This window comes from Parashewanella curva, assembly GCF_003675895.1.
Lineage (GTDB): Bacteria > Pseudomonadota > Gammaproteobacteria > Enterobacterales > Shewanellaceae > Parashewanella > Parashewanella curva.
On the sequence record NZ_ML014772.1, the window covers coordinates 13,315 to 36,070 of the forward strand.

A 22,756-nucleotide genomic window follows, 5' to 3' on the forward strand; every position below is an offset into this window, starting at 1 on the left:
AATAGTTACCTCTTTATCCTGCAATTGATCCAGCGATTCGAGCTTGAATCGAACCGGTTTGGGTGATGACGTCTGTAGCACCTTGTAAAGCTGTGCCTGATTTTGATATCAAGTCTTTTGCTGATTTTGTTTCATCTTGTTTGGTTTTGTCGTACCAGTCACTGGTAAACTCAAGAAACTCTTGTTCAACAATAAGCTCTTGAATCGCCTTCTCCGTGACAGCTCTAATTTCTGCGATAGTTCCTTTTGTGATTTGCTGGCCACCTTGAACCGCGCCTCGAGCCAAATCAAAAGCAAGATTAGTTGAAATTTTTACCGCTCCACGCAGTAAACGATTCGATACTTTCTTACCGACCAATTTACCAATATCCTTTACTGTATCTTCAGTGATTTCACCACCTTCTTTAGCTGCTTGCTTAGCGGTTTCTTCTATGGCTTCTTGAACGGCTTTTTTGGTCATTTCTTTGATGGCTTCTTTACCAAACTCTTTAGATACGCGCTTGAACATACGCCTTGTGAGTTTAACGAGTATTTTCTTGCCAATCTTTGCACCTTCTTCTGTGCCTTCTTCTGAGGCCACTTCTGCGGCTTGTGAAGAGATTTTCTGGACGATTGAGCTGCCAACATCTGATGCAACTTGTTCTGCGATCTCTTTTGATACTTGCTCAACAGCTTCTTTAGCTGCTATTTTTTCTAATTCCACCATGCCTTCTGCTCCAGCGTCTATAGATGCGCCAGCTGTCGCTTCGGCTAAGTCAGTACCAGTTTTAATGATGACATCAGCAGCAATTTTTACCCCTTCTTCAGCGGCCTTTGCGCCTGCACGAGCCGCTTTAAAGGCTAAGCCTGCACCAAACACATCGACACACATGCCAGCTATTTCGCAGCCTAATTGCACATAACCTGCAATTTCAGCGACTTTATCTTCAATAGCTTTGTTACCAATGCCGGCTAGAGCACAGGTTTCGGCTGCGGCTTTTACAAGTCCGGCAGCACCAGCTGCAAGGTAGGTGGCACCACCAGCGATTTCTAAATAAGCTTCGGCATCAGCACCAAAAGTAACAATCGCAGAGGCGATACCCTCGACAAGTTTAAATATGCCGTAAATGGCTTCAGCTGCACTGATTATCCAGTCAAATACTGCGGTAAAAATTCCCGCCTTTCGCGCTTTTGCCTGTTGATCGGCTTGGGCTTTCATTTGATCTTGATACTTTTTCACTTTTTGGTCATTCAAATAAGCTTGAGTATCCGTCATGATTTTTTGAGCTTTGAGTTTAGCTTGCGCGGTATCACTAAAAGTCGAAATACTCAGGTTAGTCGCCATCAACACCATAGCTTTCATGCTGGCTTTTGGTATGTCATCAATAGATGGTGCTGCATTTTCACCAAATTGAGTGAATATATGCCTTAAAGCTCTGTCTGCTTCACGCCTAGAAATCAGGCCTTGCCTTTTTTCAATTTCATCAGCCAACATAAACGCATTTGAGCTCACATGGGCAATTTGATTAAAAGTAGGCAGTTTGGCATGTTGTGCCCCTTGAGCTGCTTCTGGGTTCTGAGCTAAAGAAGGATCCATATAAGTGTGGTGAGTATTGGCGTGACCTACTCGGTTAAGATCTGGCATCTTTATTCTCCTTAGCAAGCTGCTCAAGTGCGTATTGCGCGCTTGCTTCTAATTCTGCGTATATCGGACGCCCTGCGCTCCAACGAATGGAGGCATTGAAGCTTTTCTCTGCAAACTCCAAGTTTTTGCAAGCTAAATAGCTCTGGCCAGCTTGAAATGCAGGAAGTGGATTATCAACTTGAATCATGCCTGCTCGGCCAAATAAAAATATAGCTTCGTGGTGTTCACCAAGGTTTTGATAGACTTGGGCGAGGGTAAAGCAATAATCGAAGTTCCATGAATCAACACGATATAACAGATATAAAATGCGTTTGGCGCCTTCAAAGTCTTGACCTGCAAGTAACTGGAGACTGTATTGATATAAGGTACCTAACTCTTCATCATCCACATCGGCAAGCATTTTTAATGTTCCGCCTTGTGAAATAAAACTCTGTAAAACATCAAAATCTTCATGTTCCATCAAAATTCTCCTTAGGGCCAAGATGCTTATGAATCAATTACCAACATTGTTCATAGCTAAATCATTTGTAACTATTAACCTTTAGCGCGAATTTGATTATTGTTATGGCGTTCATTTTAAGAATAAGTGAACGCAACTTATTGATGAGTTAGATCTTATATAGTCTTTTAGTATAGACACTAAATTTGATTTATTGTTTAAGTCTTCAAATCGTGCAAGGCGTAGTTCAAGGATAAGAGATCCCACAATGAAAAATATCGAAAAATAGAGTGGGTAAAATTTAACTGGTCAGATGAGCTTGGTTGTGGTGGATTTTTATCGGGTGTTGCTCACTTTACTGCTTATCAAAGACATTATATTGAAATGATTTCGTCATATTATTTTCTTGTTTTTAGCAGCGTTAACTCTTTAAGGAAGGGTGTTTGTGGTTATTTCAATTTTTAAGCAATTCTTTTTACTAGGTTGGGTGTGCTTTGGAGGTCCGGCTGCTCATATTGGGTATTTTCGACGTCGCTTTGTTGATGAATTGCAATGGGTTGATGAAGATCGATTTGGTCATACATTAGCGCTGTGCCAATTTCTTCCAGGTCCTGCTTCTAGTCAGTTAGGTTTCGGTATTGGTTACCAAAAAGCAGGAATTGTAGGGGCGATTGCTGCATTTATTGGTTTTACTTTACCGTCATTTTTTATCATGTATGGGTTAGCCCTATTACTGAAAGTGGATGCATGGACATCCTCTGAGTGGGTTGTCACCTTAATATCTGGATTAAAATTATTGGCGGTGGTGGTGGTAGCTGATGCAGTGTTATCTATGGCAAAAAGCTTTTGTAACAGTCTCATACACAAGGCTATAGCAATTGGGGCGACAGCGGCACTGGTATTGATGCCGTCGGTTGCGGTGCAAGTGGGGCTGCTGTTAACAGCGGCAGGAATTGGTTATTGGCAACATTCAGGCGTGAAACTTGAGCAAAATATATCTATCTGTTTTATGCCTTTAATTCTGTTTCTTGTCGTACTTTTGGCATTGGTGATGCTACCAAGTTCAGTTAATGGAGAGCTGCTTAAGCAGTTTTATTTATCTGGTACTTTGGTCTTTGGTGGCGGTCATGTGGTGTTGCCATTATTGCAAAATGGCCTGAGTAGTTATATAGATCCTCAAACTTTTTTAAGTGGTTATGGTTTTGCTCAGATGGTCCCTGGGCCGATGTTTACGTTATCGAGTTTCTTAGGCGCGTCGATATGGCAGGGCAGTGCGTTAGCTGGCGCCGTATTAGCCACCTTATTTATTTTTGCTCCGGGCTTTTTATTGATGCTTTCGGTGATCAATGGTTGGTTTACTTTGGCGAATAATCAAAAAATTAAAGGTATTGTAGGGGCGGTAAATGCGTGTGTGGTAGGGGTACTGTCAGCCGCATGGTTTAACCCTGTGGTAACTTCGGCAGTTAATAGTATTAGTGAAATTATCATTGTCACCCTTGGCTTCTTGTTACTCCGTCTTGCAAAGCTTAATGTATTTATCGTTGGAATAATTCTTATTGCTCTTAGTTTGGTTATTGCACAGCGTTAGCTGAACATCAATTTTGTGCATGCGTTGGGCGTTATCGTAAGCCTCTAGCATTCACTGTAGATTAGGACGGGATCTTGTTTGGTATGTGTGTATTTTACTATCTAGCCTTGCAGTGAGTTTGGTCGCACTTTTATGTTTATGTGGCTTCATTTGCTGATAAATTTCCGATATTTCAACATATTCATGGTAAATTTCGCTTTCTAAAGCTGCTCGATCTCTCTTAAATTGTTGATCTTGGCATTGAAGCTCTTTGGCTTTTCTGTCGAGATATATTGCTCGCTTTTTATTTTGTTCTTCTAATTCTTGAGCTCGCTGGTAGGCTTGATCAGCTTCTTGATTTCTTATTTTCGCTTGTTTCATCAATTGGTGGAACAATTCCCATTGCCCATTAAGTTTTTCTTCAGCTAATTTGACTCGGGTTTGTTGCTTTTTGAAAAATTGCTGGAGTGCGGCTGTTTGATGTTGTTGGTGTGTTGCGTGATGCTTCGATTGAATTTGGTGACCCCTCTGTAATTGCCAAACTTGAGATTGAATTCTTTTAATTTCTTGTATTCTAGTAGCTTGCTGTAGCTGAGCTATTTCGAGCCGAGTCTGTCTTAATTGTTCCTTGAGTGCTTTATTTTCAGATAAAAGTTGCTCGTAATTAAGTGGTTGCGCACCTCCTTTTCTAGGATCATAGAGCATGGTTGGGTATTCGACCTCTATGGGTTGAGAAGCAGAAATAAGCACTTTATTTTTTGACTGAGCGGGTGGAGTGCTTATTTTGGGTTTGATTGGACGTACAGGTAGTTGAGTGTGGTGTTTTTCCTCTCCACATAGTGAAACTTCGCAATCATATAGGAGTGGCTCATCTATAGGTTGTGATAAGTAACTGGATGCGGTATATGGCTTATGCTGTGGAGCATGAGAAAGTGATGCGCAGCGTTTTGAGGAATGAATTGGCAGATGTGCATCAACTGATATTTCTGGCTTCGTTGATTTAGGGCGGTATAAACATGATAATTCAGTGACTTTTTTTGGAGAAACCCACGCGTTATTTTGAACACTTTCGCCCTGTGATTGCTCAACTGCATGCGTTGTTTTAGACTGAGAGTGAGCTATCTCAGAGCTGGAAAGATCGGTTGAGGTATAGGTTCTCCATTGCGAAAGGTTGCTACTATTCGTGGATTGAGATGAGGGTGCTGGTTGATATTGTTCCGCAGCTTTGGAGTTGAATATTCTTAAAATTGTTTGTTCGTGTTTACTGATAGCCACATGTAAGTCTTTTGCAAAATAGTCACCGTTTTTTATTTTTTGCCTGTCAAGATAAGTTGGGAAGCATTTGGGAGGAGCTCCCTCATGCCAAGCAGAAATGATCTGATTGCGGGAAATACGAATTAAAAACTCTTTTGTGTTTGTTGTATGCCAACGGCTAGATGTTTTAATAGAGACTTTAGCTGAGTCGCAACTCCATAGTGGTTCGCCATTGGATCTACCTTTTGCTGTAAGTCCACTGATCTCATTTACTTCGACAGTTGCCCTTGCCATTAAAACTCAATAAGTTAGTTATCTCTGTGGTTAACTTTTCATAGCTGCGTTTACGAGTAAAGAGCTAAGTCGCAAAGTTAAGAAAGTTTAATTTTCATTACTATATGGATTCAAGGGAGGAAAGTGAGTAAATAATAACCATGAATATTACATCTAACTATTTTCAGCGCTAATTGCTTAGGGTAGAATTATTGGTTTGATATTATTCAGCTATCTACACTAGGTTTGTGTTGATCAGTACTCGATAAAAGAACCCATTTCATGTTTGAAGTAAATCCAGTAAAAACCAAAATTAAGGAGTTGTCTGAGCGGACAGATCTTCTTAGGGGGTACCTTTGACTATGATGCTAAGAAAGAGCGTCTAGAAGAAGTCACCCGAGAACTTGAAAGTTCAGAAGTTTGGGATAATCCAGATAATGCCCAAGCGCTTGGTAAAGAGCGTGTTTCCCTCGAAGCAGTAGTGAAAACCATTGATGATATGGACAGTGGCCTTGAAGATATTGAAGGTCTACTGGAGCTTGCTGTGGAAGAAGACGACCAAGAAACCTTCGATGATGCTAACAGTGAACTCGCTGACCTTGAAGTTCGTTTAGAAGAATTAGAATTTCGCCGTATGTTCTCTGGCAAGAACGATTCCTCTGATTGTTACCTTGATATTCAATCGGGTTCTGGTGGTACAGAAGCTCAAGATTGGGCGAACATGGTGCTACGTATGTTCCTGCGTTGGGGTGAAGCACACGAGTTTAAACCAGAGCTTATCGAAGTCACTGATGGTGACGTGGCAGGTATTAAAGGGGCGACCATTAAGTTTACTGGTGAGTATGCTTTCGGTTGGTTACGGACAGAAACTGGCGTACATCGCTTGGTACGTAAATCACCGTTTGACTCTTCGGGTAAACGCCATACTTCATTCTGCTCTGTATTCGTTTATCCAGAGGTGGATGATTCCATTGAGATTGATATCAATCCTGCCGATTTGCGTATTGACACTTACAGAGCATCAGGCGCTGGTGGTCAGCACGTAAACAAAACCGAATCCGCTATTCGTATTACTCACTTACCTACTAACACGGTTGTACAGTGTCAAAACGATCGTTCTCAGCATAAAAACCGTGATTCAGCCATGAAGCAATTGAAAGCAAAATTGTATGAGCTGGAAATGCTGAAGCAAAATGCCGATAAACAAGCGGCAGAAGATGCGAAATCGGATATCGGCTGGGGTAGCCAAATTCGTTCTTATGTTCTTGATGATTCAAGAATTAAAGATCTGCGTACAGGTGTTGAAAACCGAAATACCCAAGCTGTCCTTGATGGCGAATTAGATAAATTTATTGAAGCCAGCCTGAAATCAGGCCTGTAATTGTTAACGAGAGAAGAAAATGACTGAACACGTCCAAGATGAAAATAAGCTCATTGCTGAGCGTCGTGCAAAGCTTTCGCATATTCGCGAAGCTTGTCCTGCTAATGGTCACCCAAACAGCTTCGATCGAAAACACAAGGCCGCTGATATTCAAGCTGAATATGGCGAGTACAGCAAAGAACAACTAGAAGAAATGGGCATTCAACGCTCAATCGCAGGTCGTGTGATGGCCAAGCGTGGTCCGTTTTTGGTGATCCAAGACGTTTCTGGCCGTATTCAAGCCTATGCAGGCAAGCCTGTTCAAAAAGAATTAAAAGCCAAATACCAAGGGTTAGATATCGGTGACATCATTGGTGTTACAGGTCAACTGCACCTTTCTGGCAAAGGCGACCTATACGTGAACATGGAAGACTATCAGTTGCTTACTAAAGCACTGCGTCCACTTCCTGAGAAGTTCCATGGTCTGACTGACCAAGAGATGCGTTACCGTCAGCGTTATGTTGATTTAATCGTTAATGAAGAATCACGCGAAGCGTTCAAAATGCGCTCTAAAGTAGTTACTGCTATTCGTAACTTCATGGTGAAAAAAGAGTTCATGGAAGTGGAAACGCCAATGATGCACACCATTCCAGGTGGTGCTTCTGCGCGTCCTTTCATCACTCACCACAATGCGCTGGATATCGAAATGTACCTGCGTATTGCACCAGAGCTTTACTTGAAGCGTTTGGTTGTAGGTGGCTTTGAGCGTGTGTTTGAAATCAACCGTAACTTCCGCAACGAAGGTTTGTCTCCACGCCATAACCCTGAATTCACCATGATGGAATTCTATATGGCGTATGCGGATTACAAAGATCTGATGGATCTGACCGAAGAAATGCTAAGTTCAATCGCACAAGAGCTGTGTGGTTCAACTAAGCTACCTTACGGCGAGCACACAGTTGATTTCGGTGGCCCATTTGCTCGTATGAGCATGCTCGAAGCCATTAAACATTACAACCCAGGCAATGAAACCATCCAGTCGATGACTTATGAAGAAGTGAAAGATGTGGAGTTCATGCGTAAGCTGGCCAAGAGCCTACACATTGAAGTGGAGTCATTCTGGACTTGTGGTCAGCTACTTGAAGAGATTTTCGGTGAAACCGCTGAGCCTCAGCTGATGCAACCTACGTTCATTACTGGTTACCCAGCGGATATTTCTCCATTGGCTCGTCGTAATGATGAGAACCACTTCATCACAGACCGCTTTGAATTCTTCATTGGTGGTCGTGAAGTGGCGAATGGTTTCTCTGAGCTTAATGATGCAGAAGATCAAGACAACCGTTTTAAGGCACAGGTTGAAGCGAAAGATGCGGGCGATGACGAAGCCATGTTCTACGATGCAGACTACATCACGGCACTAGAACACGGACTGCCGCCAACGGCAGGTCAAGGTATCGGTATCGACCGTTTGGTGATGCTATTTACAAACACTCACACGATCCGTGACGTGATTTTATTCCCAGCTATGCGGCCTCAAGCGTAATTGTTGATTATTGCTTAGCTTATGCATTAAGCGTAAGCTAAGCCCATAGAATGTAGACATAGCCAACCGCTATTTCATATCTAATAAAATTTTGGTTAACTGTTGAATTTGCCCTTGTCTTCCTTGGGCAATTAAAACGCTTCCTACGGCGACATATATAGCTCTAAGTCCCTTACAGTATTGGAGCTGTCATTAGGATCTAAAAGCGCTGCTCTTTTTGCTATATCAAATACTCGATTTAATCGATGAGAGGTCTGACGATTTTCGTCCTTGATTGACTCCAATTGATCTTGATTCAGTCCTAATTCTATTCCTATGCACTCCCACGAAGAAATAATCTCTAATTTACTGCCTAAGTGCATCATGTTTTTTGCGTAATTTCCAGGGAGAGTATCAGGAATAACCTCGATATTCGGCATTAATTCAGCTGGGACGTGTTTGATATTTAGGTCAGCACTTGAATGGGTAACTGTTTGTGAATGTTGACTCAAAAACCTTTGTTTAAACGCTTCGTTTTGACGTTGTAGCTCTTCTGTTTTTGTAGTTAATTCAAATAGCTGTTGCTTTAGTTTTTTTATTTCTGACACTTTTGAACCTACTGTAGCTTTTAATGTCCTATTTTCCTCCTGAAATGATTTAATTGTACTCGTTTGCCGTGCTTGTAGCGCTCGGTTTTCTTTACTTTGAGTTGCAAGCTGTTTTTGTAACTGCCTAAATTGACTTTGTAAACTTTTATGGTCTTCCCAGTTAACAGTCTGCTGGGCTCTAACTCTAGTCGATGAAGAGTGTGCTGGATATTCAAAAGTAGGCGGTAAAAGGGGGGCCGAAGCTTTTTTTCTAAAAGCACTCGGTTCGCTAATGTAATCGTCTCTCACTTTATCTGATAACGCAGTATTACCGGCATCTTTAATAGCCTCAATGAATTTATCTACGGTCATATCGGGTAATTTGCAGATGTAGTGAGTTAGTGCTGAAATACAGCGAGAACAATCATTCCTGAACTGCGTTTCCCAAGCCTCACAATTAGAAAAAGGTACCTCTAGCTGTATTGCAATTTCTTGCCACCTTGCGGGCTCTTGCCTCAGATACCGAGAGATTGTTTTTTCATTTAAGCCACTAGGACTTTCAAGATGATCATCTAGACTCATATCGTCATCACTTTGAATCATATCGTCATCACTTTGAATCATTTCGTCATCACTGGGGATTGAAGAATAGAGAGATGACACTGGTGATGATGTGAGCGGGAAAGCCATAATAAACTCCAAATTTATCATTTAAATAAACAACGTTTGATAACAAAATGCGGACAAGAAGCTGAGCAAAATAACAATAAAATCAAAGCTATGAGACTTTCATAGCTTTTGTGTAAATTTATTAATGTTGAGAAGGCGTGGCGTATTCAAATAGACCTTCAACAGCAAAGTGATTAGACAGATCCCAATAATTCCAAAGTGTCGAGATCGTACTTCTTGGTGTGATTACATTTAGATTGGCTGAAATGGGCGTTAGATGATTATTATCGTATAGCAAATAGTCAAAGTAAGCATGAAGAAGTTTGTTGTTGTCAGGATTAATAGGATTCGCCCATTTGTTGACATCAGCATCAAAGGTCATAGGGTAACCGGTGCTGTCGGGATGAGTAGAGTTCAATAGAGTCAACATATCTTGATAATTGGGCTCTTGATGGATCATATCAATATTAAAATTACCCGCAATGATGATGGGTTCGTCTTTAGGGATATGCTGTGATTGAATAAATCTTGATAACTCAGTCACTTGATCCATCCTCGCTTGTACTTGAACGTCCGTGTTACCTGATTGAATATGAGTATCAAAAATATGGTACTTTTGGCCTTTTTTATTTATTTCTATATAGATAGCGGCGTTGGTCGCAAGGCATTGAAGGCCTTTGCATGTTCGATAGAACATAAAATCTTGCTTTGCAATGGGGTAACGAGAAAGGAGATAAATTCCTGCTTCCATTGGTATACCACGTTGTCTAATTTTTGCGGTCTGGTAGGGATATTCCTTTCTAAATGCAGTATGCAGCGAGTCTGTCGGTTTGCGATCATACTGTCCTTCAAGGGCAAGTACATCGTAGTTATGAAAAAATTTGGGCATTTCATCAAAACGAGCTTGTACCCTTTTCGAGCCATTAACGCTCATCCCCCAAAGATCATAGGTTAAGATGGATAACTTGTTCGCCTCTGAAACCAATGGGTGATCTTTAATGGGGGTAACGGCAAATACGGCATTATCACCATTGATTTGTTCAGCTATTTCGTAACTTCCGTTGTCAGTTTTAACTTCTATGCTTCTACGCTCTCTCGCATTGGAGAGTGGTAAGCTACCTGATGGCGATGATACGCCAGCGCTTATCACTTTGTTAGCGATAGAAAGCTTAAAAGAAAGCTTAATACCATCAAGAACGCACTCTTTAGTATTCGCGCCTGCATCATCAATGCTCATGTATATTTCCTCTTGTAAAGTAGGGACGGAGCACTGAGGTTGAAGGGTATTATTGGCGAGCAGTATATTGTATGGGCGAGGATATGCGTTAATACTTTGCTGTGTGTTATTTGCGTATGTTGTATTGGTTATCAATATCAGTAGCGATATTGATAACCAATGAGTAAGCGGATATTTCATTGTTTATGACCCAAAATCATTATTGGTAAGCGAAGTATCTCTTTACCTAATTGAAAATTAGCTGAACGAGAGTTATTTTGTAATACCCTTAAAACGAGCTGAATCGGGCAGTCATGAAAGCCATGTTTTTAGGTTCATACATACCTAATTTTAATAACAAGGTTATTACTTAACCACATATCGAGCTCTGTTAACGAAATCAGTACCGTTTTGTTTTTATTGATAAAATATAAATTCAATCTACAGTGCGGCTAATTTTGTGTAGTTCAAGGCAGAACAGTTCGTAATAGCCAGTACCGACATACAAAACTGTCGTTACTTCGTTTCTATTTCGAGTTGTTCTAACACAGAAATACGCATAAGTAGCTGTGCTGTAGAGGTTTGCTTATGCAAAGTTCAGGTTACTTATGTTTAGGGCCTGTTGATCTTTCAGGCTTAAATTTTGTGCTATTTGAGCATTTTTCTGGTCAAGGCGTGAGCAGTGAAGCTTAGCCATCTAAGTAAGCTGGTCACAACACAGAACAGGAAGTGCTCAAAAGCATCGAAGACAGCGTAAATTGGTCACTTCTGCTTCGTTATCGTTTGTTTATGTAGAATAACTACACAGCACAAACTCCGCCTTGCATAAGATAACCAATTTATCGCTGCAAAAATAAGCACGAAAGATCAACAGGCCCTAGCTTTTTCCCAGTTTATCTTCTGCATATTTAGCTGCTCTAGCGAACGACCTTTCATGTGATTGAATTTTTTGCATCAAAAGTGACACCTGTTGATTGAGTTTTTCTAGCATTTCAGTATGACGAGCAATGGCGTTGGTATGATCAGTAACGGATTGCTTAAGAGTTTGGTTTTCAGTGATTAACTTTTGAATGAATGTATCTGAAGCGGTTATACCTGTTGCGGATCGTATCTCAGTACTACTTGGCTCCGTTAGGTAAAACTTTTGTTCATTACCTTGAAAAGCCTTTAAAAAATTTGATGCGGTTAGATTGCTGAATTTATCCATAGCTTGGTGGAGATCAGATAATTGAGCGTGAGCCTGACAAGCTCTTTTTAGTACTCGCTGGAGGCAATGTTCACAATTACCACGCTCTTCATCATCGTATGTAAATAACTCATTCACATCGATATCTAAATACAGGCCCAGTTTGAACCAACTATCTCGTTCAGGTTTAAAATGTTGAAATACTAAATCATGGTTTATTGTTTGTGCCTGAGTAGAGGAGGAGTTTGTAGGATTTAGGTAGCTATTTGATGTTTCGAGATAAAATTGATCAGGGTCGTTTTGGAAAGCAAGTCTTAACGCTGCACTTTCTCTATTATTACCCGCAGAGTCTAAGGCGTTAGTGATGTCACCAATGTTTTTTCCACTGTTAATGGCTGCGGTTAATGCCTTTGCACCAACATAGACTGAATTGCGCTTGTACTGGCTTTGCCAGCTCTTGTATTGAGAAAATTCGATCCCTAATAGTTGGAAAAAGACTTGGTTAAGATTTCCTTTTATAAAAGGGAATATCATTGAAACACGGTATGTTTTCTCATTTGGTATTGGCAAAACATCAGGGCTGATTGGTGGTAGTCTCGATGTAGAGGTGGCACTTGTTGTCATAATAACCTCATTAAAAGTTGTTATGTTGAGTAGAGTTGACAGAGATATTTGCTTGGTTACCGATGAGTTGAGTTGATAATTTAGAGAGTGATTGCTTCATAATTGGATACTATCGTTATTAACAGTACCCAATTATTCAACATTGTATTGAAGATCAGCTGAACAGAACTCGATTAAATTTTATCTAAAATCTGCAAGCAACTCGCTTTCGCATCCCCAAATAACATTTGAGTATTGTCTTTAAAGAACAAAGGATTTTGAACCCCTGCATAACCCGTATTCATTGAGCGTTTAAACACAACCACTTGATCAGCATTCCACACTTCTAACACAGGCATGCCAGCAATTGGGCTGTTGGGATCGTCCATTGCGGCTGGATTAACGGTATCATTAGCGCCAATCACCAATACCACATCGGTATCAGAAAAATCATCGTTGATCTCATCCATCTCTAATACGATATCATACGGAACTTTGGCTTCTGCTAACAGTACATTCATGTGCCCCGGCAGCCGACCAGCAACAGGGTGAATACCGAAACGAACGTTAATGCCTTTATCTCGAAGCTTTTGCGTGATCTCAGCGACTGGATATTGTGCTTGAGCAACAGCCATGCCGTAGCCCGGAGTAATGATCACATTTCGAGCATTGTTCAGCATGTCAGCCACTTCTTCGGCAAGGGTTTCTCTGTGCTCGCCTTGGCCTTCATCGCTACTAGATATCTGCACATCGTTACCAAAGCCGCCAGCAATCACCGAAATAAACGAGCGGTTCATGGCTTTACACATGATGTATGACAGAATTGCCCCTGATGATCCCACTAAAGCACCGACGATGATCAGTAAGTCGTTTGACAGCATAAATCCTGCCGCCGCTGCAGCCCAACCCGAATAGGAGTTCAGCATTGACACCACCACTGGCATATCGGCCCCACCAATCGAAGCCACTAAATGCCAACCAAATAATCCCGCTAAGATAGACATCACGACCAAGGTCGTTACGCTTTGTTCTGATGCGGCAAAATGAACCAGCATAATAAAGCTTATTACAAGTATTAGTAGATTCAGTTTATGGCGATGAGGCAGGGCAAGAGCTTTGGAATTGATGATGCCGCGCAGCTTACCAAAAGCCACTATTGAGCCAGTAAAGGTCACTGCACCAATAAATATACCCAAAAACACTTCTACTAAGTGAATGGTGTATTCTGCACCATTGAGGGCATGTTGAATCGCCCCTGTGGCTGGGTGAATATCCAAAAAGCTGTTAAAGCCAACGAATACGGCGGCCAGCCCCACGAAACTGTGAAGCATAGCCACTAATTCTGGCATTTGTGTCATTTCGACTTTGCGGGCAAAGTGAACCCCAATTAGCGCACCAATGATCATGGCGACTAAAATCCATTCCAGCCCTAATGTATCTGGGCGGAAAACAGTAGCAAGCAGAGCAATGCTCATGCCTAAAACGCCACATATATTGCCTTGCTTAGCCGTTTCTTGCTTAGACAAACCAGCCAGACTAAAAATAAATAATACCGCTGCAATCAAATAAGCGGCTGTAATGATCCCTTCAGACATAAATACCTCCGCTACTGATCTTTTCTGAACATTTTCAACATACGATGAGTGACGGTAAAGCCACCAAAGATGTTGATACTGGCGATGAGAATGGCGGAAAAGGCTAGTATGTTAATCACCACTGAGCCATGACCTATTTGCAATAAAGCACCAACGACAATAATGCCGGAAATCGCATTAGTTACCGACATCAGTGGTGTGTGTAGAGAGTGAGAGACATTCCACACTACGTAATAACCCACCACACAAGATAATACGAATACAGTAAAGTGCGATAAAAATGCCGCTGGAGCCGTAGCTGCAATGGCGGTAAAGGCAAGCGCACCAAGCCCTGCAAACCAATATTTCATCGAAGAAGGCTTATCTTCTTTGACTTCGGCAGGTTTTACCGCTTCTGGCTTAGGTTGAGCTGGAGCGGCTGACACTGAAATCGGTGGCGGCGGGAACATAATGGATTTTTGGTGGCATACCGTCATATTACGAGTCACCACGTCATCAAAATCAAGCTCGATTTCTCCATCTTTTTGCTTACACAACAACTTCATTAAATTAACAAGGTTCGTGGCATACAATTGCGATGACTGAGTGGAGAGTCGTCCGGCTAAGTCGGTATAACCAATGACTGTGACGCCATTGTCAGTAACAATTTTACGACCAGCGACACTGGGTTCAACATTACCACCAGAGCCAGCGGCTAAATCGACAATCACAGAGCCTGGCTTCATTGAATCCACCATTTCTTGGCTGATCAATTTAGGCGCCGTTTTTCCCGGAATTTGTGCGGTAGTAATAATGATGTCGACGTCTTTGGCTTGCTCAGCAAACAGTGCCATTTCGGCAGCGATAAATTCATCAGACATGACTTTGGCGTAGCCATCTGAGCTACCACCGTCTTCGTCACTAAAGTCCAGTTTTAAAAATTCACCGCCCATGGATTCAATTTGTTCGGCCACTTCAAGGCGAGTATCAAATGCACGAACGATGGCGCCTAATGAACCAGCGGCACCAATGGCAGCAAGCCCTGCTACACCAGCACCGATAACCAACACTTTGGCTGGTGGCACTTTACCGGCTGCGGTAATTTGCCCAGTAAAAAAGCGGCCAAACTCGTGAGCTGCTTCAACAACGGCTCGATAACCACTGATGTTGGCCATCGACGATAGCGCATCTAGGGATTGAGCTCGTGAAATACGAGGCACCATATCCATAGCGAGTACAGTGATGTCTCGGTCAGCCAACAATTGCACCAATTCAGGATTTTGTGCGGGCCAAATAAAGCTGACCAAGATGGTGCCAGCTTGTATCTGTTCAATTTCGTCAGGAGTAGGAGCGTTGACTTTAAAAATCATCGCGGCATGCCAAACTTTAGAAGCGGTTTTAGCACCCGCCTCGATGAAAGCTTGATCGGTAAAGCTGGAATCTATTCCAGCACCATTTTCAACAACAACATCAAAACCTAATTTGATCAACTGCGTGACGCTGTTGGGAGAGGTGGCAATTCGATGTTCACCGCCTTGTTCCTTGGGGATTCCAATTAGCATAGTGACTCTCTATATGAAGGAAACATTGTTGATTGAACTTTGTATCTTAAATTACTCCAAGTAAACCAACTCAACCATATGGGAGGTTTGACTAAAAAGCAATCAGCAATGAATTTGAACGGGACAATGCCTGATTTATTACAGCCAATCCAATTAAATTAATGAAATTGTTGAGCTATTCACAAAAAACAGCGTTGGTGGTAGGACGTGTTGGTTCCGCGTTAACAGAAAATTAATCCTCATACATAATCTAGCTGCCGATGAGTTTTGTGTTGATAATGGTGTATAAGCATTTTTATTTGACGATGAAATTATGACGTGGGATGCAGGTCGAGCTAATGGTCAGCCATTGGATTCTTTATATCCAAACGAGAATCCTGTCATGGATGGCATCGATCAAGACATGCAAAGAGAACAAGTTGATCTTGTCAGGAATTGTTTTGGTTTTGATATTTCTGATCAACTTTATATTCCCGAACGGTCTGGTGAAAACTACGGAGATTGGATAAAGAATGCGCCACTCGACCCAAATTTAAAGAAGGGACATGAGTGGATAACATTCCAATGTCGAAGAGCGCAAATTCAGACGTTTAAGAGACTTGATAAAAAAGTTAATGAATTTGAGACAGAGTTTAAAGAGAAAGTCTCACTTAATCTCAATGCCTTTACTACTCAGCTCTTAATTGAAAAATCAAAAGTTATTATGAGCGACTCTCATACAGACTTGTCTAGAGTGCAAGTTTCAGAATCAGACATTCAGTTATGTAAAAGAAACTACCGCGTAAAATCTGACGAGGTTTCTCTATTTATCTTTCAATTACAAACAATGGCCGAACACGCGTCATTGTTATTCTCTTCTATAAGGGTTCAAACTCAATTCAAAAAAGATATTCAGCGACTTATTCAACATATTCAACATAAAAATATTAGGGGTGCTTTAGTTCAGATCTCTGCATGTGTGCAGCGTTATCCAGTGAGCCACTTTTTACGAAGTGCCGAATCGTTTACAGAAATTGTAACTTCACTTGAAGCGGCGCTTAACCAACAACAAGAGGCAGAAAGTGAATACGCACGATGTTTGGACTACTATTTTGAGCCGACAAGGTGTCGTTTTGTAAATTTGTTAGAAAGGACGGACAAAGGGGGGATTATTGTTACAGTATCAAATAATGAGATATTAAAATACTGGCAAGATGGATATAAAGAATGGGTAAGTCAAAATGAAGTAAAACAATCAACGGCCATAGCACCAAAAGAAGCTGGTCCATGTACTGTTAAGCCAAAAATTGATGTTGCTTTAGCGATGCGAACGACGCAAAGCAATCAATGGAAAACCACGTCATTCGATCCTCATTTAACTATCGAAGAAGAAGGAATTGTATTAAAGGGACGGCAAAATGGGTTGCTGACTCTACGTAAAGTACACAAAAAGCTAACGTCAATAAGAGAGACATTAAAATCAATTGCCCCTCCTCATGGGGATGATGAGCTTGAGCAGCGCATTATTGCTCATATCCAGAGTATGGTGGGAATGACTAAACCTACAGGAAGCAAAACCGATATTGATGCTTGTAAGGCTGCTTATGTCTTTAATTTAAAACAATTTGAAACCATGAAAAATACTTTGAACGGGCTTCTCAATAGTTGCGTTTTTGTTATCCATGGTGATGAATCTAAAAAACGATTTACTGAGGAAGTTAGCGCTTTAATTCGATTGCTGAAAGAAAAGAATTTTGCAACAACCCAAGCTAAATTGACAGCTTGGGAAGAGCTAGCTGAATTGATTTATGCTGAAGCGTTTAAACAGCAATTTTCACATGCTCTAAAGGAACTTGAGACGCAATTAATTCGTCACAACTATGCGCTTAATGAATACGTCAAATATGCCACCCCACTTATCATTCCTGTCAAACAAGAGTTTGATGCCTTACTTAAAGATGCCGAAGAACAAAGTGTGTATCTCAGAGTAGAAGGTGGCTTTTTACTGACTCATTGGTATGCACCGTATGAATCAGCATTTGCCTTAATGAACCAAGAAGATGTTAAAGTTTTTCCCCCAGTCCCTAAAAAGCGTACTAAATACAAAGTTGTGAATAAAACACAAGTTACGAGCAAGCTTCCCATACAACAGCAAGAGTTACCTGCAATCAAAGAAAAACCAATCCCTCTACCTAGAAGAAAAACAGTGGCTTCAACAGGGAAAGCAACGGTGGATTCTCGTTTGTTCACAGCAACAGAGAATCAAGCACTTCCTCATCAACAGGCTGGGCAATGGCAAAGGAATAGGACTGTTGAACTTGTGGATGATTCAGATTACTCCAGTGATCCAGATTACTCTAGTGATTCAGATAATAAATTAGAAGGATATAGGCAGTTTTTGGCAAAACATAAAGCTGAGGCCAACAAAAGCCGCTTAGAAACGATGTCAACTCTTGCTCCTGCCCCTCTGCGAGAACAGCAACAAACAATGACTGGTAGAAATGAGCAAGAGTATCTCCCTCCAATTGAAGGGCAAGAAAGGGATTCTGTTTCCTATTCAGATCCACCCTGTATTATCGATTTCATTTCTTACAAGCAAAATAAACATACCCCAACATTAGTCTATAAATACTCTGTGTCAGACGATGGTGCGTGTCTATTTCGTGCACACCTAGCCATTAAGCTCAAGGATTTAACATGGTGTTCTAAGGAGTACACAACGAAAGAAAATCTGATTGACCAATTACAGCAAGAAGGGAGCACAGCATTGATTAAACAAGCCTTTGTTGAGTCGATAGGATTCGTCTATGAATCTGGGTTAGTCAACGACATTGGAGAGTACGCTCGGCGATTTGAGCAGCCACAAGCGCTGGCAGAAGCGTTTTACGAGCGGACATTTGGACAAGCACAGTTTACTTATTGTATTGGTGCTGTTTATCAAAGAGTACTGGGATTGAACCCTTCAGCAAATGAAACAGCAATGAGTGAAGAAAATAAAATAAGGCGGGTAACTAAAGAAGACGAGTTTGCTAATACCTTTGCCGATATCGTTACGCATAATATTATCAACAAACTTGGCATAGCTGTTCAACAAGGACTGAGTTATCAGCAAATTTTAGCCACCCAATCTCCATTTGCTTATAAACGGGACGGTAATTCAATTCACTATGACTTATTAGCCCCTGCCGGATATTTTGTACACTGAACGATAAATGCACAAATATATACAGCATCTCTTAAGAAATAGGATATAATGCCGATGCATTCATTATGATGACTGTAAAAAAATTCATTTATGTTACGTAGTATCTCCACCATTCTAGTACTAATATTCACAGTACCTGCTTTTGCCCAGATTCAAGCGGTTGATATCTATTCGGTAAAACAGTTAAGTCAACTGATCCATCAAAATCGATATTTGCAGCAAGTGAAACTTGATGATTGCCAGTTAGTTGAAGATATTGAAGCCAGAGCCGAAGTGCTGAAAGAACCCCTGTACCAGTTTTTATGGGGAGAGATGCTGCTGACAGGCACTTGTGTACAACAAGACAGTCGCAGAGGTATGACGCAACTCACCGCCAGCGCAAACCAAGGCAGTAATGAGGCGTTATTTCGTTTAGCACGATACTATGATGAAGGTGAACGCGTCATAGAAAATAACGAAACCGCAGTAAAATATGCATTACCTGCGGCATCTGGCGGATACATACCCGCGCAAATGTTGTTGGTGAAATTACTTAACGAAGGTTACGGTAGTCCATTTGATTACGAACACAGTTATCGACTCTTGTATCACAATGTGTTCGATAACCAAGCAAGTAAAGTAAAAGCTGAAAAGCTATTGAAACAACTGGCCACTAAAATGCCGGCCAGCATTGTAAAAAGGGCGCAAAAAAGAAGATAAGCGCCAAAAAGGAAACTGAATGACACAAGATCCGCATTTAAAGCGAGAACAAGAAAAGTATCAAAACCCTATCCCAAGTCGAGAGTTTATTCTTGACCATTTAACAAAGCAAACTGCCCCAATGAGCCGCGAAAAGATCGCTGCGGCACTTAATATTACTGATGAAGAACAGCTTGAAGCGTTAAGAAGACGACTGAGAGCCATGGAGCGTGACGGCCAGTTGGTTTTCACCAGAAACCGTTGTTATGGCTTACCTGAACGCATGGATCTACTTTCAGGAACTGTCCTTGGTCACAAAGATGGCTTTGGCTTCTTTCAGCCTGATGAGGGGGGAGACGATTTATACATTTCAGCCCGTGATATGCAGATGTATTTTCATGGCGATAAAGTCTTAGCGCAACCAGCAGCAGAGCATGGCCGTGGCAAAAAAGATGCCCGTATTGTACGCCTAACCACAGAACGCACAGCACCATTAGTGGGTCGTTATTATCTTGATGCAGGTATGGGCTTTTTTGTCGCAGATGACAAACGCATTACTCAAGAAGTCTTGATTGCGCCTGAAGATAAAAATGGCGCTAGAAACGGTGATGTCGTGGTGGTGGAGCTAACTCGCCGCCCGAGCCGATATGTCAAGGCAGCCGCAAAAGTCACTGAAATTATCGGCAAAGACAAAGCGCCGGGCATGGAAATTGAAATCGCCCTGCGCAATTATGAGCTACCACATCAATGGTCACCTTTGATTGAGAAAAAACTGCGCCGTATTCCCGATGACGTTACCGAAGCCGATAAACAAGGACGAGTCGATTTACGTCAGTTGCCGTTAGTCACCATTGACGGTGAAGACGCCCGTGACTTTGATGATGCTGTGTATTGTGAACGCAAAAAAAGCGGGGGCTGGCGTTTATGGGTAGCGATTGCCGATGTGAGCCATTATGTGCGTACCGATTCTGCACTTGATCAAGAAGCACAGGCTCGCGGAACGTCGGTATACTTTCCATCACAAGTGATCCCTATGCTGCCCGAAAAGCTGTCTAACGGCTTATGTTCACTCAATCCCAAAGTGGATCGTTTGTGTATGGTGGCAGAAATGACCATTTCGGATCGCGGAAATTTATCTGGGTTTAAGTTTTATCCAGCGGTGATGCACTCCCATGCTCGTTTCACCTATACCGACGTAGCTGCCATGTTAGAGGGCGAGGTGACAGATCATCCACAACAAGCCTTACTTCCTCACCTTGAATGCTTGCAAAGTTTATATCTCAAGCTGGAAGAAAAGCGTGCAGAGCGCGGTGCCATTGGTTTTGAAACCGTGGAAACCCAATTCATTTTTAATGAACAACGTAAAATTGAGCGCATTGAGCCACGCCACCGCAATCAAGCCCATAAGATCATTGAAGAATGTATGATCTTAGCCAACGTAGCCGCCGCTAAGTTTGTGAAAAAACACAAAGGTGAAGTGTTATATCGTGTGCATGATGCACCGTCTGATATGAAACTCACCAACTTCAAAAGCTTTCTAGCAGAGCGTGGTTTGAGCTTAGGTGGTGGAACAGAGCCGCAACCGGCTGACTACCAAGCCTTGATGGAGCGAATTACCGACCGCCCTGATGCAGAATTGATTCAAGTGATGTTGCTGCGCTCGATGCGTCAAGCGGTATACAGTCCAGATAACAATGGTCACTTTGGTTTAGCGTTAGAGCAATACGCACACTTTACGTCACCAATCCGCCGTTATCCTGATTTGATTTTGCATCGAGTGATTCGCTATTTGCTCGCCAAAGAGCAAGGTGATGTTAAGGAAAAGTGGACACCAGAAGGTGGCTACCATTATCAATTAGACGAATTAGATAAGCTTGCCGAAAGCTGCTCTATGTGCGAGCGCCGCGCCGACGAAGCCACACGTGACGTGTCCGATTGGCTCAAGTGTGAGTTTATGCAAGATCATGTGGGAGATGTCTTTGACGGCGTGATTGCGTCAGTGACTCACTTTGGCATGTTTGTTCGTTTGAACGATCTATTCATTGATGGCTTAGTGCATGTGTCTACCATTGGTAATGATTACTTCCATTTTGATCATGAACGTCAAAAGCTGGTGGGTGAAAGTACAGGTCAAGTTTATCAACTCGGTGATGAAGTGACAGTACAAGTGGCCAGTGTCAATCTTGACGATCGAATGATCGATCTTGTGATTTACGGTGAGGCTCAACCTAAACGTCGTAAAAGCTCAAGACGTAAACCTTTAACAGCCAGAGAGCGTGTGAATATTGAAGGGGCTAAGCGAGGAGATAGCAAAAAGTCAGGCTCCAAGCGTAAAGCTGTTACTAATAAGTCGGGCACAAATGCACGAAACACTGCTAGCAACAAGAGTAATAAATCCAACAAAGAGACGGGTAAGCGTAAGAAAACTAAGACAAGACAAAGAAAGTAATCAACATCTAAATCTATAAGCCAACTACCATTAGTTGTAGTTGGCTTATAGAGAGCTGAGGTCGCTTAGCTCAACCTTACTGCCAAATCGATGAAAACAGTTTGCTTTGGCTCTTCAGAAAGCTTTTTAAATGCAGTGTCTAGTTTTTGATGGAATTGTTTTACGACCTCATGCTGATCGTTTTGACTTTTGCAGATACGGCAATGTGAATTGAGGTATTCTGTCTCATCGAGTAGATCGTCATTACATTGTTCGACTACTTTTCGGAATGCAGGGTCTCTACTCGTTCCTGCTGGTGCATGGCTCAAGTGCGAACCCAAGCTTGCATCCCAAAATCCATCCATTGAAGTTCCACCCCATAAGTAAGTGTCAGTTTGAAGTTTAAAGCCAATGTTGTTTTCACTTACTAAAACCTCTCCATTTGCACGAGTTAACTTGAGATTACATGTTATTTTTTGATGCCAAGCCAAACCCTTCTGAATAGGTGAGCCAGAGGTAAGGTGGTAAGAAGAAGGAAAAACTGGGTTCTCATCAGTATTATATTTATCATTTGAAAAAGATACACATTTACCCTCCATATAACCGTGGGTTTTCCCGTCACAAAGAAGCAGAAGTGGAATACCGTTACCTCGCTTTAAGAAAAAGCGTATTGGCTTTCCATCAACATGCATTTCTATCGCTGTTGATGTTTCATGAAAATCTCTTAGTTTATTTCCACGAGGGTACCCATTCATCGTCAACTGTTTTGAAGATACAACATAAAGAAATTGGCAGCTTGTTTGGGTGCTTTCTACTTCCCTCACTCTAAAATCCAAAACACCAGAAACAATTTTGGGCTGCCTTTCCTTCTTAGCAATAGCTTCTAATTGCAAGAAAGCCATACAAGCGTCTTTATCCGTTTGTGTCAGCTGTTGATATGCTGGTGAACTAGTTAGTGTTGTTAAGTCAGATACAGATGCCATATTAGAATCTCAATCTAATCTAGATATTTAAATTAATTGTAATAAAC

15 protein-coding genes are annotated in these 22,756 nt (G+C 41.7%); 6 read left to right on the plus strand and 9 right to left on the minus strand.

Annotation, left to right across the window (positions count from 1 at the left end):
* Positions 1 to 13: 13 nt before the first annotated feature.
* Complete coding sequence (sctE, locus tag D5018_RS09195; RefSeq protein ID WP_121838714.1) at positions 14 to 1,624, minus strand: type III secretion system translocon subunit SseC family protein; 1,611 nt, start codon at positions 1,622 to 1,624, stop codon at positions 14 to 16.
* The gene (locus D5018_RS09200) at positions 1,611 to 2,084 is read right to left on the minus strand and encodes a CesD/SycD/LcrH family type III secretion system chaperone (RefSeq protein WP_121838715.1); all 474 of its coding nucleotides are present in this window, start codon (positions 2,082 to 2,084) and stop codon (positions 1,611 to 1,613) included. The genes sctE and D5018_RS09200 overlap by 14 nt, the downstream gene beginning before the upstream one ends.
* Before the next feature lie 424 nt (positions 2,085 to 2,508).
* Between D5018_RS09200 and chrA the strand changes: the two genes are divergently transcribed.
* The gene (gene chrA / locus D5018_RS09205; RefSeq protein WP_121838716.1) at positions 2,509 to 3,651 is read left to right on the plus strand and encodes a chromate efflux transporter; all 1,143 of its coding nucleotides are present in this window, start codon (positions 2,509 to 2,511) and stop codon (positions 3,649 to 3,651) included.
* Positions 3,652 to 3,702: 51 nt separating this feature from the next.
* On the opposite strand, the gene D5018_RS09210 is transcribed toward chrA, so the two are convergent.
* On the minus strand, positions 3,703 to 5,178 hold the full coding sequence (locus D5018_RS09210; RefSeq protein ID WP_121838717.1) for a hypothetical protein: 1,476 nt from the start codon (positions 5,176 to 5,178) through the stop codon (positions 3,703 to 3,705).
* A 261-nt stretch (positions 5,179 to 5,439) separates the two neighbouring features.
* Between D5018_RS09210 and prfB the strand changes: the two genes are divergently transcribed.
* Together prfB and lysS are read left to right on the plus strand one after the other, a co-directional pair.
* Positions 5,440 to 6,538, plus strand: a protein-coding gene (gene prfB, locus D5018_RS09215) for a peptide chain release factor 2 (RefSeq protein ID WP_165905031.1) whose coding sequence is annotated in 2 segments (ribosomal slippage) — positions 5,440 to 5,514 and positions 5,516 to 6,538 — 1,098 coding nt in all. Because the reading frame shifts where the segments join, the coding sequence is not laid out codon by codon here.
* A gap of 19 nt (positions 6,539 to 6,557) precedes the next feature.
* Complete coding sequence (lysS, locus tag D5018_RS09220) at positions 6,558 to 8,060, plus strand: lysine--tRNA ligase (RefSeq protein ID WP_121838719.1); 1,503 nt, start codon at positions 6,558 to 6,560, stop codon at positions 8,058 to 8,060.
* Between the two features lie 143 nt (positions 8,061 to 8,203).
* On the opposite strand, the gene D5018_RS09225 is transcribed toward lysS, so the two are convergent.
* The 5 genes from D5018_RS09225 to D5018_RS09245 form a co-directional block, all read right to left on the minus strand.
* A complete protein-coding gene (locus D5018_RS09225) occupies positions 8,204 to 9,316 on the minus strand; it encodes a hypothetical protein (protein ID WP_121838720.1) in 1,113 nt (370 codons plus the stop codon).
* 121 nt (positions 9,317 to 9,437) lie between these two features.
* Positions 9,438 to 10,532, minus strand: a complete 1,095-nt coding sequence (locus D5018_RS09230; protein ID WP_121838721.1) for a sphingomyelin phosphodiesterase — start codon at positions 10,530 to 10,532, stop codon at positions 9,438 to 9,440.
* An 856-nt stretch (positions 10,533 to 11,388) separates the two neighbouring features.
* Positions 11,389 to 12,321 carry a hypothetical protein gene (locus tag D5018_RS09235; RefSeq protein WP_121838722.1) on the minus strand — a complete coding sequence of 311 codons (933 nt, stop codon included), beginning with the start codon at positions 12,319 to 12,321 and terminating at the stop codon, positions 11,389 to 11,391.
* 173 nt (positions 12,322 to 12,494) lie between these two features.
* Entirely contained in the window at positions 12,495 to 13,895 is a 1,401-nt protein-coding gene (gene pntB, locus D5018_RS09240; protein ID WP_121838723.1) for a Re/Si-specific NAD(P)(+) transhydrogenase subunit beta, read from the minus strand.
* Between the two features lie 11 nt (positions 13,896 to 13,906).
* Entirely contained in the window at positions 13,907 to 15,436 is a 1,530-nt protein-coding gene (locus tag D5018_RS09245) for a Re/Si-specific NAD(P)(+) transhydrogenase subunit alpha (protein ID WP_121838724.1), read from the minus strand.
* A 313-nt stretch (positions 15,437 to 15,749) separates the two neighbouring features.
* Between D5018_RS09245 and D5018_RS09250 the strand changes: the two genes are divergently transcribed.
* The 3 genes from D5018_RS09250 (at position 15,750) to rnr (ending at position 21,747) form a co-directional block, all read left to right on the plus strand.
* Complete coding sequence (locus D5018_RS09250; protein ID WP_121838725.1) at positions 15,750 to 18,620, plus strand: hypothetical protein; 2,871 nt, start codon at positions 15,750 to 15,752, stop codon at positions 18,618 to 18,620.
* A gap of 90 nt (positions 18,621 to 18,710) precedes the next feature.
* Positions 18,711 to 19,319: a tetratricopeptide repeat protein gene (locus tag D5018_RS09255; RefSeq protein ID WP_121838726.1), complete on the plus strand. Its 609-nt coding sequence runs from the start codon at positions 18,711 to 18,713 to the stop codon at positions 19,317 to 19,319.
* Between the two features lie 19 nt (positions 19,320 to 19,338).
* The gene (gene rnr, locus D5018_RS09260) at positions 19,339 to 21,747 is read left to right on the plus strand and encodes a ribonuclease R (RefSeq protein ID WP_121838727.1); all 2,409 of its coding nucleotides are present in this window, start codon (positions 19,339 to 19,341) and stop codon (positions 21,745 to 21,747) included.
* Positions 21,748 to 21,812: 65 nt separating this feature from the next.
* Here rnr and D5018_RS09265 read toward each other — a convergent pair whose 3' ends face one another.
* Entirely contained in the window at positions 21,813 to 22,709 is an 897-nt protein-coding gene (locus D5018_RS09265; protein ID WP_121838728.1) for a hypothetical protein, read from the minus strand.
* Positions 22,710 to 22,756: the final 47 nt, after the last annotated feature.

Bases quoted from the DNA above. Each gene is read 5' to 3' on its own strand.
- sctE (WP_121838714.1), bottom strand. From the start codon at position 1,624: ATGCCAGATCTTAACCGAGTAGGTCACGCCAATACTCACCACACTTAT.
- D5018_RS09200 (WP_121838715.1), bottom strand. From the start codon at position 2,084: ATGGAACATGAAGATTTTGATGTTTTACAGAGTTTTATTTCACAAGGC.
- D5018_RS09210 (WP_121838717.1), bottom strand. From the start codon at position 5,178: ATGGCAAGGGCAACTGTCGAAGTAAATGAGATCAGTGGACTTACAGCA.
- lysS (WP_121838719.1), top strand. From the start codon at position 6,558: ATGACTGAACACGTCCAAGATGAAAATAAGCTCATTGCTGAGCGTCGT.
- D5018_RS09225 (WP_121838720.1), bottom strand. From the start codon at position 9,316: ATGGCTTTCCCGCTCACATCATCACCAGTGTCATCTCTCTATTCTTCA.
- D5018_RS09230 (WP_121838721.1), bottom strand. From the start codon at position 10,532: ATGAGCATTGATGATGCAGGCGCGAATACTAAAGAGTGCGTTCTTGAT.
- D5018_RS09235 (WP_121838722.1), bottom strand. From the start codon at position 12,321: ATGACAACAAGTGCCACCTCTACATCGAGACTACCACCAATCAGCCCT.
- pntB (WP_121838723.1), bottom strand. From the start codon at position 13,895: ATGTCTGAAGGGATCATTACAGCCGCTTATTTGATTGCAGCGGTATTA.
- D5018_RS09245 (WP_121838724.1), bottom strand. From the start codon at position 15,436: ATGCTAATTGGAATCCCCAAGGAACAAGGCGGTGAACATCGAATTGCC.
- D5018_RS09250 (WP_121838725.1), top strand. From the start codon at position 15,750: ATGACGTGGGATGCAGGTCGAGCTAATGGTCAGCCATTGGATTCTTTA.
- D5018_RS09255 (WP_121838726.1), top strand. From the start codon at position 18,711: ATGTTACGTAGTATCTCCACCATTCTAGTACTAATATTCACAGTACCT.
- rnr (WP_121838727.1), top strand. From the start codon at position 19,339: ATGACACAAGATCCGCATTTAAAGCGAGAACAAGAAAAGTATCAAAAC.
- D5018_RS09265 (WP_121838728.1), bottom strand. From the start codon at position 22,709: ATGGCATCTGTATCTGACTTAACAACACTAACTAGTTCACCAGCATAT.